10 protein-coding genes are annotated in these 18,276 nt (G+C 58.8%); 2 read left to right on the forward strand and 8 right to left on the reverse strand.

The window, feature by feature from the left end; translation table 11 throughout:
- Window positions 1–176 precede the first annotated feature (176 nt).
- On the reverse strand, window positions 177–1,475 hold the full coding sequence (locus Absy_RS00435; RefSeq protein WP_048852762.1) for a DUF445 domain-containing protein: 1,299 nt from the start codon (window positions 1,473–1,475) through the stop codon (window positions 177–179).
- A gap of 151 nt (window positions 1,476–1,626) precedes the next feature.
- On the opposite strand from Absy_RS00435, the gene Absy_RS00440 reads away from it, so the two are divergent.
- On the forward strand, window positions 1,627–4,425 hold the full coding sequence (locus tag Absy_RS00440) for a phosphoenolpyruvate carboxylase (protein ID WP_048852763.1): 2,799 nt from the start codon (window positions 1,627–1,629) through the stop codon (window positions 4,423–4,425).
- A gap of 246 nt (window positions 4,426–4,671) precedes the next feature.
- Here Absy_RS00440 and fusA read toward each other — a convergent pair whose 3' ends face one another.
- The 4 genes from fusA to Absy_RS00460 form a co-directional block, all read right to left on the reverse strand.
- Complete coding sequence (gene fusA, locus Absy_RS00445) at window positions 4,672–6,759, reverse strand: elongation factor G (protein WP_048852764.1); 2,088 nt, start codon at window positions 6,757–6,759, stop codon at window positions 4,672–4,674.
- A 231-nt stretch (window positions 6,760–6,990) separates the two neighbouring features.
- Window positions 6,991–7,296, reverse strand: coding sequence for a 50S ribosomal protein L28 (gene rpmB, locus Absy_RS00450; RefSeq protein ID WP_048852765.1), 306 nt, complete (start codon window positions 7,294–7,296; stop codon window positions 6,991–6,993).
- 118 nt (window positions 7,297–7,414) lie between these two features.
- A complete protein-coding gene (locus Absy_RS00455; protein WP_048852852.1) occupies window positions 7,415–7,729 on the reverse strand; it encodes a hypothetical protein in 315 nt (104 codons plus the stop codon).
- A gap of 65 nt (window positions 7,730–7,794) precedes the next feature.
- Window positions 7,795–9,537, reverse strand: a complete 1,743-nt coding sequence (locus tag Absy_RS00460; protein WP_048852853.1) for an ABCB family ABC transporter ATP-binding protein/permease — start codon at window positions 9,535–9,537, stop codon at window positions 7,795–7,797.
- A gap of 181 nt (window positions 9,538–9,718) precedes the next feature.
- On the opposite strand from Absy_RS00460, the gene Absy_RS00465 reads away from it, so the two are divergent.
- Window positions 9,719–10,591, forward strand: a complete 873-nt coding sequence (locus tag Absy_RS00465) for an NUDIX hydrolase (RefSeq protein ID WP_048852854.1) — start codon at window positions 9,719–9,721, stop codon at window positions 10,589–10,591.
- Here Absy_RS00465 and Absy_RS00470 read toward each other — a convergent pair.
- From Absy_RS00470 to Absy_RS00480, 3 genes are read right to left on the reverse strand one after another with little or no spacing between them, the layout of a single operon-like run.
- The gene (locus tag Absy_RS00470; RefSeq protein WP_048852766.1) at window positions 10,583–13,528 is read right to left on the reverse strand and encodes a [protein-PII] uridylyltransferase; all 2,946 of its coding nucleotides are present in this window, start codon (window positions 13,526–13,528) and stop codon (window positions 10,583–10,585) included. The two genes, Absy_RS00465 and Absy_RS00470, sit on opposite strands and share 9 nt — an antisense overlap.
- A 45-nt stretch (window positions 13,529–13,573) precedes the next feature.
- Window positions 13,574–16,243, reverse strand: coding sequence for a DNA mismatch repair protein MutS (gene mutS, locus Absy_RS00475; protein ID WP_048852855.1), 2,670 nt, complete (start codon window positions 16,241–16,243; stop codon window positions 13,574–13,576).
- Window positions 16,244–16,277: 34 nt separating this feature from the next.
- Window positions 16,278–18,194, reverse strand: coding sequence for a tetratricopeptide repeat protein (locus Absy_RS00480; protein WP_048852856.1), 1,917 nt, complete (start codon window positions 18,192–18,194; stop codon window positions 16,278–16,280).
- Window positions 18,195–18,276 lie beyond the last annotated feature (82 nt).

Consider the following 18,276-nt stretch of genomic DNA (forward strand, 5'->3'; position numbering starts at 1 on the left):
CGCGCCGCTCCCTGCTGCCCTGCAACGCATATGTGATCTGCATTCACCCGTATGCGCCTGCTCTTTCCAAGCTTACGCCCATATCCGCCGGGTAGCTCTTCCCTATCTGCGCAAGTGCCATGCGGTCACATGTATTCCCCACGGAACCCTGTGCCAGAAGGGGTATCACTCCCGTGTTATTGCGCGTTGATTCCAAATGTCAGCCGCAAGGCAGCAAACAGGAGCGCCCCCACGGCAAAGCCAACCAGCGTGCCATTAAAGCGAATGAACTGGAGATCCTTACCCACCCGCAGTTCCAGCTTTTCCGCGATTTCCACCCCGTTCCAGCCTGAAACCACGCGTGCGATAAATTCCGCCATCTGGTCCCTTACAAACGGCAGGGCTTTGCCAATAGTTGCGTCCACACGTTCCACTATGCGCTCACGCAGAACAGCATCGTTCCTCAACTGCCCGGCCATGCGCGCCAGAGCATCGCGCACAAGGTTGGCTATGCGCCCCTGCGGGTCTTCCACATCGGTTTCCACCATCCGGCGAAAACGCAGCCAGATATCCCCCCACCAGCCCACCACACTTTCGTGCGACAGAACGGAGGTTACAGCCTGCGTAAACTCACGCCCCCGCTCGGGATCGGTTTCTATCCGGTCGATCTGGAGTCTGACCCAACTGGTAAAGCCCTCACGCAGGCTGGAGTTTTCCGGATCGATTCGGTCCAGCTCCTGTGCGGCGGCGGTAAGCACCTTGGTGGCAATGGAGCCACCAATGGCCCAGCCCAGAATACGCCCACCCTGCTCCCGCACACGATCTTCGATCATGTCCCGCAGGGCTCCTTCCTTCGCCTTAAGCCCATCTTTGAGTTGGCTTAAAAAATAGGAAAGCACCTCCTGGTGCCGGTCATCATCCACCAGACTGCGCAGCGCCTTGGCAATAACGGGAGCCAGATCGCTCCCTCCCAACAGCCGTGGCATAATCCGCCCTATGGCGTTGCTCGCCCGGCCATCTTCCAGTCGATCAAGCAGTTGCGGCATGGAGCGCGCCATTGCCCCCACAACTGCATCCTGTGTTGCAGGGTCTTCCAACAGGTTAGCCACAAAAGCGGGTACATCCACACGGGCAAGAACCCGCTCCACCTCCCTGGCGGTAAAGACCTGACTGGCAACAAACCGCCCCAGCGCACGGGCAAGCCGGTCTTTTTGTGCGGGCAAGATGGCGGTGTGCGGAATAGGGAGCCCTAACGGGTGGCGAAAGAGCGCCACAACCGCAAACCAGTCAGCAACCCCGCCCACAACACCCGCACGCGCACCCGCACGCAGCATTTCCAGAAAAAAACCATCCTCTACCCAGCCTGCGGCGGGGGCCGCATAGCCCAGAATAGTCACCCCTCCCATAAGAGCCAGCAAACCTGTGGCTGCATTCTTGTATCGCCGGAGTGTCTGCCGGGCGGCGATGTCCGCTTCCGTTTGGGTGTGCGCTGTCATACGCTTATGAATAGCACTCCACCCGCCCTACCCCAAGTGTGCGTGAAGCGGTTGCGCATAGAAAGCAGACATGGAAAGCTGAAAGAACAAAATAATAACCTGATCGTTTTGTTTCTTTTCCGATTCAATATGCAACGATATAGAGCGCGCCATGAACACGGATTTTTCTTCCCTTCCTCCTCGCATCGGGAGCGTGCTCGCCTCCATTGCCAATCAGTCCTCCACCGGCACACCGGCGGAAGGCACCAACCCCGTTATGGGCACAGCCCTGCGCCTGAGTGAGGCGCTGGAAAGTGGAACTCTCACTTTTGCGGATGTAACCGAGCTGGTGCGCAGCCTGCGTGATCAGGCGTTTTTAAGCCGCGCACGCCATCTGCACCGCTATGTTGGGGGTGCCGCACCCGATACCACGCAGGACAAGCTGCGCTCTGTTGCCGAGCATATCCGTGCAAACCTGCCCAGCCCTACATTTGAGGCTTACCGCCAGGCCGTATCATCCACCCGGTTTGCCGCGGTTTTTACGGCTCACCCCACCTTTGCGCTGGGCAATCCGGTTTACAGCGCGCTGGCAAGCAGTGCATCGCAGGATGTGCCCCCCCAGGCAGCACCATTTTTTACAACACACCGCCGCGCAGCCCACCCAACACTGGAAGAAGAATTTACACTGGCCGCACAGGCCATAACCCGTGCGCGTGATGCCATAGACCAACTGAACCTCGCCCTTCTCTCCACCGCCAGAGAGACATGGACAGATGAGTGGACCAGCCTTACCCCCTGCCCGGTCATTGCCACCAGTTGGGTAGGTTACGATACGGACGGCCGGACCGATATTGGCTGGTGGGACACATTGCGCCTGCGGCTGCGCATGAAGCTATTCCAGCTTATGCGACTGGAACGCCAGATTGCCCACGAGGGCGTATTGGCCCCAGAACTAAGCAACACACTGCAAGAAGCCATAGACTGCGTTAAGGCACAGATCAGCGCCGTGCCAGCGGGTCCAACAGATGGGCAGGCCGTTGCGCATTTTGCGGAACTGCTGGTCAAAGGCCACACAACAGCCCTCAGCGCAGCCTCGGACCTGAACGACCTGCTCCAAAACGCCATAGAGGCAGCTCCGCCATCGGCGCAGTTGCCACTGGCCGTTGCCCGCGCCGGATTTATGGCCCATGGCCTTGGGCTGGCCCACACACATGTGCGGCTGAATGCCAGCCAGATTCACAACTTCGTGCGCCAGAAGCTAAACCTGTTGGACGACCCGACAAACCCGGCACAACGCCGTGCCCTGCTGAACCGCGTTAACGAAGCACTGGAAGGTGTAACCTCCGTACCGGTCGATTTTGGCGCCCTGCTAAGCGACCCATCTTCCGCCGGGCGGCTGATGATGACAATTGCCCAGATTGTCAAATACGTCGATGCGGCAACCCCTGTACGCTTTTTGATCGCAGAAACAGAAACCGGCTACACCCTGCTGGCAGCCCTCTGGATTGCCAAATATTTTGGCGTTGCCGATCACATTGAAATTTCCCCCCTGTTTGAAACAGAGGATGCGCTGGTCAAGGGCGAGCATATTGTAGAGGAAGCCCTGCGCTCTCCGGCCTGGCGGGATTATGTGCGGCGTATTGGCCGGATATGCTTCCAGTTTGGTTACTCGGATTCGGGGCGCTACATTGGCCAGCTTGCGGCATCCTACCAGATCGAACGCCTGCGGCTGCGTATTCATGACCTGCTGGTACGCTGGAACCTGACCGACGTTGAAGTCGTGTTCTTTGATACCCACGGCGAGAGCATTGGCCGCGGTGCACACCCCTTCCGCATGGCGGACCGGCTGGACTATCTCTCCCCCGCCCATGTGCGGAAACGCTTTGATGACAGCGGCATTCTCTGCCGGGAGGAAACCGCTTTTCAGGGTGGTGATGGATACCTGCTCTTTGGCAGCCCGGAACTGGCAACCGCCACACTGGCCACCATTGCGGAAAACCTGTTCCTCTGCGACCAGCAAAAAAGTGACCCGATCTACGATAACCCGGATTTTTCGGCCGATTTCTTCTCCAGCGTAATCGATAATATGAAAGGGCTGGTGGCAGACCCCGGCTACGCTGCCCTGCTTGGTGCATTTGGCCCTGCCCTGATTGACCGCACGGGCTCCCGCCCACCGGCACGCCAAAGTGCAGAGGCTGCAACCCGGAGCCGGATTACCCATCCCAGCCAACTCCGGGCCATTCCCAACAATGCGATTTTGCAGCAGCTCGGCTGGTGCGCCAACACCCTGCAAGGTCTTGGTGCTGCTGTGCAACGCCACCCGGAAACATTTGAGGCACTCAACACCTCCAGCCCCCGCTTCCACCGTGCGTTGGACTTTGCCCGCCATGCTCTGGCCTGCTCGGACGATAAAGTGCTGAAAAGTGTTGTATGTATGCTGGACCCCGGCTTTTGGCTGGACCGGGCAACAGAGGAGACCTCCCCCAAACGCCAGAAAGCTTTTCTGACACTTATGGGCGGGTTGGAAAATCTAAACCTCTCGGCTGAACTCCACACCATGTTCCGCCGCATTCAGGCAGATCATCTGGCCCTGCGTGAGGCATGGCCCCACGCACCACGCACGGAACCACGCATCCGTCTGCTCCATGCCATACGGATCATGCTCATTGAGCGCATCTGGCTGCTAGCCTGCCGCATTCCTTTTTTCATGCCCCGGGGTGGCTTTAACCACGACATGATGATGCAACACATCCTGTGCCTGGATATTCCTACTGTACTGAAGGAAATGAAATATATTTTCCCGACCGGCACAGGACCTTCCGATCTGGACTTCCATGAGCCACGTGGCCCACGTGAGGAAGGGATTTACGTGCGCGAACACCGGGATATCTTTACCCCCATGGGAGAAATGTTCGATCTGCTGCGCGAAATCAGTGTCGCACTCATGCACGACATTGGAGCATTCGGCTAAATCCCTCCGTCTGCGGCAGGCAGGTTTTTCCTGCATGTCGCAGCACCTGAAGAACGAACTTATAAAGGCACGAAAGAGCGCTACCCGGCGTTCTCTCGTGCCTTTTTTATAGCCGCAATAACCCACCCGGCGCGGCCGACCTTTTCGCTCCAGCGCAGCGGTTTCCAAATAATATCAACAACAAAAAAGCCGCCTCCCTAAGGGAGGCGGCCTTCTCGTTTTTCAACCCCGAGGTTGAAGGAAATCTTAGCGGGACTGCGCCATAATTTCGTCTGCCACATTGCGCGGCACGGGGTCGTAGTGATGGAACTGCATGGTAAAGGACGCACGGCCCTTGGTCATGGAACGCAGGTGGGAAATGTAACCAAACATTTCCTTCAGCGGCACATGTGCACGCACCATAACCGTGGAACCCGAAGTTTCCTGGCTCTGGATCATCCCACGGCGGCGGTTAAGATCGCCCACCACGTCACCAACGTGGTCGTTGGGTGTGGTCACTTCCACGTCCATGATCGGTTCCAGAATAACCGGACCAGCGTTCTTCATGCCATCACGGAAGCAGGCCTTTGCCGCGATTTCGAACGCCAGAGCGGACGAGTCAACGTCATGGTACTTACCGTCGAGCAGGGTAAACTTGAAGTCAACCGTGGGGAAGCCAGCCAGCACACCCGTAGAAGACTGCATACGAATACCTTTTTCAACCGCAGGAATGTATTCCTTAGGCACGGTACCGCCGACAATCTTGTTTTCAAAAGTGATACCAGCGTTCCGTTCAACCGGTTCAAACGCAATTTTCACTTCTGCGAACTGGCCGGAACCACCAGACTGCTTCTTGTGGGTATAGGTTTCGGTATGCGGTTTGGAGATGGTTTCGCGGTATGCAACCTGCGGCGCACCCACGTTTGCATCCACACCATATTCACGACGCAGACGGTCGATAATGATGTCCAGATGCAGTTCACCCATACCGGACAGAATGGTCTGGCCTGTTTCCTGGTCAGTCTTGAGCTGCAGGGAGGGATCTTCACCAGCCAGCTTCTGCAGGGCCAGTGTCATCTTTTCCACGGCGTCTTTGGTTTTCGGCTCAACAGAAATGTCGATAACCGGAACCGGGAAGGACATACGTTCCAGCACAACCGGATCGGATGCATCAGCCAGCGTGTCACCCGTCTGGGAGTCTTTCAGACCAACGAACGCAGCAATATCACCAGCGTGAACTTCGCTCAGTTCAACGCGCTTGTCAGCGTGCATCTGGTAAATACGGCCAATACGTTCCTTGTGGCCTTTGGTGGTGTTCAGAACGGTATCACCGGTCTTGAGAACGCCACGATAGACGCGCACGAAGGTCAGCGTACCGTATTTGTCGTTGATGATCTTGAACGCCAGACCAGCAAACTTGCCGTTGGGGTCAACCGGCAGGATGGGCTGGGATGCTTCGTCTTCGTCCTCACCTTCGGGCGGAGCGCAACGGATGCCTTCAACGTCGTTCGGAGCGGGCAGATAGTCAATGATCCCATCGAGCAGCGGCTGCACACCCTTGTTCTTGAAGGCGGTGCCGCACAGAACCGGACGGAACTCGCCGGAAATCGCACCTTTTTTGATGCAGCGCTTCAGGGTTTCTACGGAAACGTCGCCGTTTTCGAAGTATTCTTCCATGGCGGCTTCATCAACAGCCAGTGCCGTGTCCAGCAGGTTCTGGCGTGCTTCTGCAGCCTTTTCCTTCAGGTCAGCCGGAATTTCTTCGTCATGGAACTTGGCGCCCAGTTCACCACCTTCCCAGATGATGGCCTTCATTTCCACCAGATCAACAACGCCAAGGAACTGGTCTTCCGCCCCGATGGGCAGCTGCAGCGGAATGGCAACGATGTCCAGCTTTTCCTTCAGCGTGTCGAATGCACGGTAGAAGTCTGCGCCGGTACGGTCGAGCTTGTTGATGAAGATGATACGCGGAACGTTGTAGCGATCAGCCAGACGCCAGTTGGTTTCGGACTGCGGCTGAACACCGGCAACACCTTCGATAATGAACACAGCACCATCGAGCACGCGCAGCGAACGGTTCACTTCGATGTTGAAGTCGATGTGTCCGGGGGTGTCGATAATGTTGATCCGGTGATCTTTCCAGTCACAGGTCACGGCGGCGGAGGTGATGGTAATACCACGCTCACGTTCCTGCGCCATGTAGTCCGTGGTGGTGTTGCCTTCGTGCACTTCACCGATTTTGTGGGACACGCCGGTGTAATACAGAATGCGTTCGGTCGTGGTTGTCTTACCAGCGTCAATGTGCGCGGTGATACCGATATTACGGATCTTGGACAGATCAGTTGTGGCGGACACGAAAACCTCCAGAAAACAGGTAAGGCGCGACAGGAAAACCCTCGCGCCTGTGGCCGCCGAACGCCGTAAGTGCCACCTGAAAAACAGTTTTCTCAGGAAGCCGGCTGCCGGACACCGGCCGATAGACAAAAGCGCCTGACAAGGAGTGGCAGACGCCTGAACCGCAGAAACCGGAGCCTGTCGCCCAATGCGGCAGACCCCGGCTTATACGGTATAGAACAAAGCCCTGAATCAGGCGCCTGTAGCGGCCTGCTTCTTGGCCTGCACGCGCTGTACACGGCGCTTGATGACCTGCGCTTCCGTGGGGAGCTTGCGGTTAGGCGTGCTCAGCAGGAACGCATCAAGGCCACCATTGTGTTCAATGGTGCGCAGGCCGCGTGCGCTTACACGCATACGGACAGCAGAGCCCAGAATTTCGGACGTCAGGGAAGCTTCCTGCAGGTTAGGCAGAAAGCGACGACGGGACTTGTTATTGGCATGACTGACGTTATTTCCGGTCAGCACGCCTTTGCCGGTGATCTGGCAACGACGGGACATTGTCTCATCCTTGTCTTAAACAAAAAGGAACTAGAGGGCCGAGACAAACGCCCGGCGACCACATTCAGGATTGGCGCGGCTTATGACTTAGCCAACGCTTGCAGTCAAGGGTTTGTGCTTAGGCTTTCTCGCTTTCGTTGCCACCATCAGCCATGACGGAGGCATGAACATCGCCCGAACGCACGCTTTGCGCGGCAGAGTCGAGAATGCGCAAAATGGTTTCTTTGTCCATGCTGCGCGCCATCACACCCAGCGATCCACCAAGCAATGCCGAGGCCACAGCCAAAGGCGGGAACTTTTCGTTCCGCAGGTGGTCAATGGCATGTTCGATCACCATTGCGCAACGTGCCAGGTCTTCGGGCACTTCCGTACGGGCACCTGCCCCTGCTGCATTTTGTGCCTCTGTTGTGGCGTGTGCGTGCGTATCCGCCATGTTTTTACTCCTTGCGTTTTGTGCAACATCCGCCGGATTCGGCGTAATGGCAACGTCCTGTGCGTTCAGGCCTCCCCCGTGGCCTGTGCAGCCCACATGGCTGCATACTGCCCCTGTGCCGCCAGAAGGTCGGTGTGTGTGCCACGCTCCACAATCCGCCCCTGCCCCATAACCAGAATTTCGTCCGCGTCCACAATGGTGGAAAGCCGGTGGGCAATGACAAGGGTTGTGCGGCGCGCCGAGACGGTTTTCAGGGCTGCCTGAATTTCTTTTTCCGTATGTGTGTCCAACGCACTTGTGGCCTCGTCAAGCACAAGAACGCGTGGGTCTTTTAAAATCGTGCGGGCAATGGCCACACGCTGTTTTTCTCCACCAGAAAGCTTAAGCCCCCGCTCACCGACCTGTGTTTCGTACCCTTCTGGCAATGTCATGATAAAATCATGGATCTGCGCCAGACGGGCAGCCTCCTCCACCTGCGCCGGAGATGCCCCCAAACGGCCGTAGGCTATGTTGTAGCCTACGCTGTCGTTGAACAGCACCGTATCCTGCGGGACAACGCCTATGGCCGCCCTGAGGTCCTTCTGCCGGTAAGCGCGCACATCCTGCCCATCCACCAGCACCGCACCAGACCATGTATCGTAAAATCGGAACAGAAGGCGGCTTATGGTCGATTTACCAGCCCCGGTACTGCCTACAATCGCAATTTTATGCCCCGGTCGCACATCAAAACTGATGCCGTGCAGAATTTCCCGGTCCGGCCGATAGCCAAAATATACATCGCGGAAAGCAACATGCGCCGGAGCTGAATCCGCCAGTCGTGTGGCAATGGGCTGCGGATTTGGGGGGTCTGCAACTTCCACATCCTCTTCCGTCAGGCTCAGCATGTGTTCCAGATCCACCAGAGCGGTGCGGATGCCCGAATATACCGAACCCAGAAAATTCAATGGACCGTAAAGCTGGAGCAGGTAGGTGTTCACCATCACAAACTCCCCAACCGTAATGCGCCCTGCCTCCACATCGTGCCCGCCAAGCAGCATGACCGCCGCGAGCGAGATGGCAATAATGGCGGCCTGACCAAAGTTGAGCAGCCCCAGAGAATACTGGGTCTTCATGGCCGCTTTTTCGTACCGGGCCTGCGCATTGTCGTAGCGTTTGGCCTCGTGCTCCTCATTGCCAAAATATTTCACGGTTTCGTAATTCAGCAGACTGTCCAGCGCCCGGCCAGATGCTTCGCTATTGGTTTCGTTCATGCGGCGGCGAATACCCAGCCGCCATGACGTAAACCGAACCGTGAACACAATGTACGTCACGATCATAAGCGCGATCATGCCAACATAGGACCAGTTGAACAGCCGCCAGATCACCACCATCACCAATAGCGCCTGCAAAATGGTGGGCGAGATGGACATGAGCATCCGCAGCAGGGTCTCGACCGCTTCTGTCCCGCGCTCTATGGCCCGTGTAACGCCACCCGTGCGCCTGTCCAGATGAAAACGCAGGGAAAGGCGGTGCATATGCTGGAAGCTACGATAGGCCGCCTGCCGTGCAACCCGGAACCGCACGGGAGCAAACAGGGAATCCCTCAGATTGGTCAGCGCCCCCGATAGCAGGCGCACCAGCCCGTACCCCACAATAAGCAAGGCAGGAGCCATGCCCAGACTGTGCGGATGCACATACCGGTCCACGACCTGACTATACACAATAGGCACAGCCAGCGTGGCAAGCTCGCCCGCCACAAGGACCAGCAGCACCAGCACAACACGCCAGCGCAGGCCTTTGTTTTCCTGCGGCCATAAATAGGGCAACAGACGGGCAAAAGTATAGGAAACCGGCCTATTAAGTGGGCCAGACACTGCTCTACGGGGGGACATGCCCCCGGATGTGGCACGTCAGGCAGTTTTTGCAACCCCTTACTGCCTTGCCATGCCCGTTTTATGCCCCGATAACAACACTCGTGTTATGGCGCAGCAAAACAGGACCATTGCCCTTATGCCCTCCAATGCAAACCCGTTCCTCCGGCACCTGAACAACTGCAATACCGCCACGCTCCCCGGCAAGCGCGCACCGCTCAGCCTTGGCGGCACTCCCTCCGGCTGGCTTACACCCGAACTGTTCGCCCGTATGGAACAGGCCGGATTTGGTACGGCAGAAAAAGGGTTTAACATCCCCCATCCCACCGGACTGGAAGCATTGGGAGAAGCCCTGAACAAGGAGGGGTTTTACAAATCCCACCATGAACTGTTTGACGTCTGTGCAGACATGGACCAGCCCGTTGTTGGGCGTATTGACCGCGGAGCGCTGCCATTGTTCGGGTTTGTGGCAACAGGCGTGCATATGAACGGACTGGTACGCAAAAGCGATGGTCTGTACCTATGGACGGGCCGACGTGCGGCCAACAAGCGGCTGGACCCGTCCAAACTGGACCATCTGGTCGCAGGGGGAATGCCCGCAGGCCACACCCCGCGGGAAGCCCTGATCAAGGAAGCTGCGGAAGAAGCCTCCATCCCCGAAGAGCTGGCAGAACAGGCCGTGCAGGCCGGGAGACTTGTTTATGCCCTGAACAGGCCAGAAGGGCTGCGCCGGGACATACTCTACTGCTACGATCTGTACCTCCCCGAAAGCTTTGAACCCAAAGCCGCCGATGGTGAGGTTGAATCCTTTGCCCTACTCCCTCTGGCGGAAGCCTACCGCATTGTCCGCGATACGGATGAGTTCAAATTTAACGTCAATCTGGTGCTGATTGACCTCTTCCTCCGCACAGGGCTGATCGACCCGGGCAGTGAGGAAGGCATAACCCTGCGGACCGGACTGGACAAAGGGCTCTCCCCTGCCAGCCCGGGCCATAGCTCCGTATCAGGCTGAATAACGGGCGTCTGCACAGGCGCTGGCTTCGGCCTCTGCCTCCTTCAGCCCTGCCAGCAGACGTTCGCGGATTTCCTCCAGCCGTTTTTTATCAGTGATTTTCAGACCAAACAGATCCTTGACGTAGAACACGTCCACCGCCCGCACCCCATAGGTTGTAATATGGGCCGAAGCGATCTGAAGGTTCTCGCGGCTCATGGCTGCAGTAACATCATGCAGCAGCCCCGGACGGTCGCGGCCATTGATTTCGATAACCGTGTAGGTGTTGGACACCCCGTTATCCACCACAACACGGGGGGGAACATGAATTGCACGCATACGCAATGGCATGTGGCCAAAGCCAGCCCGTGCAATTTCCACCCCTATATCCAACTGTCCGCTCAAACCCTGCTCGATCAGGGATGTCAGACGGGCCAGACGGTGTGTTTCCTCATACGCCTGCCCCGATGTGTCCTGAATCCAGAACGTATCCAGCGCCATGCCATGTGTCATGGTGTGGATGCGCGCATCCACAATGGATGCACCTGCCAGGGCAAGCGCGCCAGCAATTTTGGAGAACAGACCCGGCACGTCCACGGTATAAACCGTAACTTCGGTCACGCCTCGGGCCGGGAGTGGCAGCACTTCAACCGTAAGCGGAGCCTCCCGTGCATCCGCATCACGAATCAGGCGGGCATGGCGGCTGTGCGTTTCATAATCGAAGGATAGCCAGTACCCGGCATAACCCAGCGCCAGAAAACGCTCGATATCGCGGGGCGGTACACCTTCCTCACCCAGAATTTCGGCCGTAACATCCTTGGCATGGCGCACTCGTACGTCCCGCTCCGTGGTGGACAGACCACCGGCCAGAACCTCGGCCACCCGCAGATACAGCTCCCGCAGCAACGTGGCCTTCCATGCGTTCCACACGCGCGAGCTAACAGCGCGCATGTCCACAATGGTCAGCAGAAGCAAAAGGCGCAGCCGTTCGGGGGACTGCACAATATCCGCCACGTCCAGAATGGTTTTGGGGTCGTCAATATCACGCTGGAATGCGGTATGGCTGAGCAGCAGATGATGCAGGACCAGCCACGAGACCGTTTCGGTCTCTTCCCCCGACATACCAAGGCGTGGGCAGAGTTCTGCCGCTATTTCCGCCCCGATTTCAGAATGATCACCGCCACGCCCCTTGGCCACATCGTGCAAAAGAACGGCCATATAAAGTGCCCGGCGCGAATGCAGCCCCTTGATCAGCTCATAGGCAATCGGAATTTCATCCGCCATGCGCCCCGCTGCCACTTCATCCAGAATACGAATGGCTTCTACCGTGTGCTCATCCACCGTGAACACATGGTAGGTATCAAACTGCATCTGCCCGACAATACGGGCCCAATCGGGAATAAGGCGGCCAAATATGCCGGTCTCGTTCAAAATATGCAGCCAATAGGAATGGCCTGATGGGGGGTGACTGCCATATGCAGCGGAGTAAACTGGCGTGTTCTCCTCCGAACTGGCGGAGACCGCACTCCCCGGACGCCTGCGGGGGCGCTCGTCCTCGGCTGTGTCCCCACAGAGCAGGTCCAGAAATATCCGTGCGGCTTCCGGATTATCGCGCAGTGTAATGGCCCGGCGCTCCCAGCGGATAAGCTGGTGCCGCGCCAGAGGGTGCAGCGGACGGCGGCGAACGCGCGCCCAGTCCAGAATCTGCATCATTTTAATGGGGTCCTGATCGAAGGATACACCCCGATCAGGCAGGATTTGCCCATCCAGCAGCGTAAACCCGGCCTCGCGCATTGCCTCGTCCGGCTTTGCAGCGTTGGCAACCGGACCTTGCGCCTGCCGCAGGACGGCGGGTTCGAGCACATGGGTCAACCGCATGACTTCCCGCGCGGTCAGGAAGTAGTGGCGCATAAACCGCTCCACCCCGTTCTGGCGACCATGGCGGGTATAGCCCATTCGCGCGCCAATAACCGGCTGCATATCAAACGTCAGCCGTTCTTCCGCCCGCCCAGCCACGTAATGCAGGTGCAGGCGCACGGTCCACAGGAAATCCCATGAGCGGCGGGCACGGGCAGCCTCCTGCTCGGTCAGCAGTCCCATCCATATAAATTCGGGAGCAAGCAGGTCGCGCACATGGCGGGTGCCAAAAGTATTGCGGCACATCCAGTATAGGGTTTGCAGGTCCCGCAGGCCGCCACGCCCTTCTTTTATATTGGGTTCGACCAGATACGGACTATCCCCAAACCTGCGGTGCCGCTCCAGCCGCTCACGCCGTTTGTCATGGATAAAGCCCGCAGCCCCGGCCTCGACACAGGAGAGGATGTACCGGGCCTCGAACATGGCGAACAGCGCCGTGTCCCCTTCCAGCAGGCGGGCATCCAGCAGGGCCGTACGGACCGTTGTATCCTTGGATGCCTCAGCAATACATTCCTCAATCGTGCGGGTGGCGTGGCCAACCTTGACCCCCAGATCCCATAAAAAATACAGAACGTACTCAACCACCGGATGAGCGCGCTCGCCTGCGCCTTCGGCAATCAGGAACAACAGGTCAATATCGCTGAACGGTGCCAAAAGGCCCCGCCCGTACCCGCCAGTTGCCGCAACGGCAAAACCCGAGCGCCCAAGCATGGCGGCCGGTTCATCCGGTGTTGTTGCCCGTACGGCCAGATCCACAATGGCGCGCAGCATGACATCCGCAAAAGAAGCAAGGGTTTTGGCTGCGGCAGCCCCCTTGAGTTCGTATTGTTCAAATCTTTTGCGTATATCCGCCTGATACCGCCCCAGATGCCGCCGGAAAATCGCCACAGCCTCATCACGCGCCGGAATCGCCGCATCATCAGGTGTGGCGTCTCTCAACTCCCGCGTCAGGCACGCGGCAAGGGCTTCTGGCGTCAGGGTCGCCAGAACGGACATGTCGGTATGCTGCCCAGCGGCAGCCTGTGCGGAAGAGGTGGGCATAGGGGTACGGGTTCAGCTCCTGAGGATGATTGGGATTGGGCGGTGTTACCCATTGGTGGGGCTGTCCGGCTCCTGCCCGGCCTGCTTGCGCAGGTCGTACAGAATATCCAGCGCGGCCCTTGGGGTCAGACTATCCGGGTCAATCTCCATCAACCGTTTCTTTAACGTATTTTCGTATGGTGGGGGTAATGTCTTCTGTGTGTCAAAAAGCGGTAGTGGTTCGGGTATGGTATTTTCAGCACGTTCAAGTTCCCGCAACAGCCGCCCGGCCCGTTCCACCACACTTACGGGCACGCCTGCCAGACGCGCCACATGCACACCCCAGCTTTTTTTTGCTGATCCTGCAAGCACTTCGTGCAAAAAAACGATCTGCCCGCGCCACTCGCGCACAGCCATGGTATGCAGGCACAAACGGGGCAGCGTGTCCACCAAACGCGACAGTTCGTGAAAATGGGTTGCAAAAATTGCACGACAGCGCACCGTTGAATGCAAAGCCTCCAGCACGGACCATGCAATGGCCAACCCATCCAGTGTGGCGGTCCCGCGCCCTATTTCATCCACCACCACAAGCGAGCGCGGCCCTGCCTGGTTGAGAATGGCGGCGGTTTCGGTCATTTCCACCATAAAGGTGGAACGCCCGCGCGCCAGATCGTCCGATGCGCCCACGCGGGAGAAAAGCTGGTCCACAATACCAATCCGCGCCTGATCGGCCGCTATGGGAAAGCCCCCCTGCGCCAGAATAACGGCCAGAGCCGTCTGCCGCAGAAAGGTGGATTTACCAGCCATATTGGGCCCGGTCAGCAGCATAATCCGCCGCTCGGGGGCCAGCACACAACCATTGGGGGTAAAGCGTGCACCGGGCGGCAATGCCGCTTCCACCACAGGGTGGCGGCACCCTTCCAGATGGAAGGATGTATCCTCGCACACATCCGGCCTGCACCACGTTCCCCCCGTGGCCAGCAGCGCACAGGACTGCAGCACATCCAGCACGGCCAGAGCCTGCGCCAGTTCCGGCAGTTCGCGCTCGGCCAGCACTTTGGCGGTCAGCGCCGCAAATACTATTTTTTCCCGCTGGGCAGCTTTTTCCGCTGCTTCGGTAATCCGCACATTCAGGCTGGCCAGTTCCTCCGTGGCAAACCGCGCCATACTGGCTGTGCCCTGACGCAGAATAAGGTCCGGATGATCTTTTAGCCGTGCACTTGCGGCCACCGGCACTTCCATGACGTAACCAAGCTGCGCATGGTGACGGATCTTCAGATTGGAAACTTCAAAACGGGTTGCATAATCACTTTGCAGGGCAGCAATCAGGCGGCGGGAATTATCCCGCAATGTGCGGTGTTCATCCAGTTCCGCATCGTAGCCTGTAGCAATAACGCCGCCATCATCCAGCCGGGCGGGCAGGTCTTCCGCCAGTGCCGTGTGCAGCTCCGCCTCCAGATCACGGGCCGCACCCAAGCACCCTATGGCCTGCACCAGAATTGCCGGGAGCTGTGCTTCCGGCTGGCCCGGAACCGGCTGCGCCAGACTATGGGCCGCCTCCCGCGCAGCTACCAGCCCGTCGCGTATGCCAGCCATATCGCGCGGCAAGCCACGCCCGAGGGAAAGCCTGCCCAGCGCACGTGCAATATCCGGGGCTTTTTTGAGCGATTCACGCAAGGCGGTTGCGCGGGCCGTGTGCTCCTTAAGCCACCACCATCCATCCTGCCGTGCCCTTATGGCCTCCACCTGCGTCAGGGGGGATGCCAGCCATTCCGCCAGCATCCGGGCTCCTGCGGCGCTGACTGTCCGGTTCATGGCAGTAAACAGAGTGTGCTCCACCCCTCCATCCCGCGCACGCAGAATGTCCAGACTGGCGCGGGTTGCCGGGTCTATGCCCAGCACACCGCTCTGACTTTGCGGAACAGGGTGCGCCAGACGCGGCAGCTTGCCAGCCTGACTACGGCGCACGTAGTCAACCGCCATGGCTGCGGCAATACTCTCCTCATCCGAGAAGGTGCCAAACGCTTCAATGCTAGCCACATCAAAGGCCTGCGCCAGACGCTGCCTGGCACTCTGTGGCGCAGGTAATGTGGCCTCCGGTGCACGCCGGGCCTCGTAATCCCCCAGTTCGGTATCGGCCATGGTCAGAATTTCCGCAGGGTCCAGCCGCCCGAGCAGGGCTGGCAACGCCTTGGCGGGAAGAGATGCCGTTTCGAACAGACCTGTGGACACATCAATCCACGCCGCACCCAACACGCTCCCGGCATCGGGCTGCGCCTCTTTTTTGCGCTTGCCTTTTGTTGCGTCCGGCGAACAGACCAAGGCTAAAAGCAGGTTGGAACGCCCCGGTTCCAGCAACTCATCCTCGGTTAATGTGCCCGGGGTCACAACCCGCACAATGCCACGTGCCAATGGCCCTTTGCTGGCAGGTCGCCCCTTGCGGGGGACCTCGGTCTGTTCTGCCACGGCCACCCGGAACCCCCGGCGAATCAGACGTGAGAGGTACGCAGGGGCCGCAGCAACCGGCACACCGCACATGGCTATGGGCTCCCCCCCATGGTTGCCACGGGCAGTCAGGGCAATATCCAGCGCGGCGGCGGCCGCTACGGCATCATCAAAAAATAGTTCATAAAAATCACCCATCCGAAAAAACAGAAGGGCTTCAGGATTTTCCGCCTTAAGCGTGAACCATTGCGCCATAGCGGGCGTGGCGCCATCGGGAGAGATACGTGTCATACCTGCATCATAAAGCGACATTGTGTGGGAGCAACTACCCGGATGACTTTGCCTGCACAGCCTGCTCCAGCCATTGTGCTGCGGCTGCGAGCGGCTGGAGCCAACTGGCTTTTCCCCCTACCGGAGCCGGCTGCCGGGCAATCTGCACGGAGGGATACCATACACTGCGCTCCAGCGCACCGGGGGGCGTGCCAGCCACCACAGACCCGCCCCCCCAGCGCCAGTCCCCGCCATAACGGTTCAAAAGCAATGCGGGCTTACCCATAAGGCCAGCCAGATGGATGACCATGGTATCCACACTGACCACCACATCCAGACTGGCCATAACGCGCGCCATGGCCAGCAGGTCACCCTCTGGCAGGGGCAATACCGGTATGGGAACAGTCAAAAAATCAGCGCACGGTTGCAGGGCCTGAAAGCGAACACCCCTCACCCCTGCCAAATGCCTGAGCAAACCCGGAGCGATGGAACGCCGCAGATCAAACTGGTAGCGGGGATTGCCTGCCCAGCATAACCCCACCAGCACACTTTTGGACCTGACGGGTTTTGTCGGGTTTGCACCCCATGCCCCCTCCACCTGCCAAGCCCATGGCCCGGCCATGTCCAGCACATAAGGCAGACTTAACAAGCTACACCGCACATCGGCCATGGCGGCCTGCTCGGGCGTACACAGGCTTACACGCCCGTGCCACCGGGGCAGCAGGCATTGCACCAGACGCTGCATGGTTTGTGGCACCAGCAGGTTAATGGGGGCTTTTTGGACCGCAGCATCCACATACCGCAGGAATTGCAGACTGTCCCCCAACCCCTGCTCCGCATAGAGCAGCACCGTTTTTGCCGTGGTCGTACCATCCCATTCCGGCAAGGATGCTACGCGTAAGGGCGGCGCAAGCAGGGTCTTGCGTGCTTCAAACAGAGCCCACCCCTGCGCAAATCTGCCCGTCGCAAGGCAAAGGGTTGCAAGGTTCAGCGTAGCACGTGCCTTATCCTGCGTAGTGGCGGCATAGTGCATGGCCTGCACAAACAGTGCCTCGGCCTCCTCCCTCCGCCCCAAGTCCATCAGCACCGTGCCGTAATTCAGGGCCAGACGGGCATCAGATGGCTGCAACCTGTAAGCAGTTGCCAGTTCGGCCTCCGCCATATGCAAGTCGCCCTGCGCCAAACACACCAGCCCAAGGTTTGCACGCGTCTGCACCACAGCCGGTGCCAATGCTGCGGAGGAGCGCAAGGCAGATTCTGCCTCCCCATAGCGCTGCTGGGCAAACAGGGCGGCACCATGGTTGGCCAAAGCCTGTGCATTATCGGGCATGGCCTGCGCCACAATGGCAAAATGCGGCTCGGCCTGCGCAAGACGCCCGGCCTGTTCCAGCACCATGCCGTGCAGGTTATGCGCAGCTACAGCCTCTCCCCCCAGCGCAAGTGCTCTGGCGGACACGACGGCAGCATCCTCCGCACGGCCATGCCGGGCCAAAAACGCGGCAAGGGTCATATGCCGCACCTGCTCCAGCGGGCGCAGGGCCAGAGCTTTTTTTAATGCCTGCTCGGCTTCATCCAGACGGCCCATTTTCTCCATAATCTGGGCCATGGCATCCTGCGCACGGGGGTCCTGCGCACGGGGGTCCTGCGGTGTGCTCAGAACAACCACATTCACTGCGGCACGCGCTTCCTCCACATGCCCCAGTTCCAGCAGGGCCAAACCTAATGTGAGATAGAAAAAAGGTTCCGCGCCAAGGCCAACAGCCTTGCTTGCAAGTGCGACTGCAACGGCCGCTTTTCCACCCGCCCGCGCAACACAGGCCATGGCGTGCCATGCCTGTGCATCCTCAGGATTATGGCGCAAATGCGTGCGCAAAAGGGATTCGGCCTGCTCGGCATCCCCCCTTGCAAGGCAGGACAATGCCAGATCGGCCGTGGGGGATGGCTGGGTATATTCCGCTTTTTTGTCGCCCATACTGCCCCAAGCACCCCTGTTTTGCGGCTCAACCCTGTTTTGCAGGCGCGTTTGCACGAACAGAGACTTTTCGTGCGCCTGC

It is taken from the genome of Acetobacter syzygii (assembly GCF_000964225.1).
Taxonomy (GTDB): Bacteria; Pseudomonadota; Alphaproteobacteria; order Acetobacterales; family Acetobacteraceae; genus Acetobacter; species Acetobacter syzygii.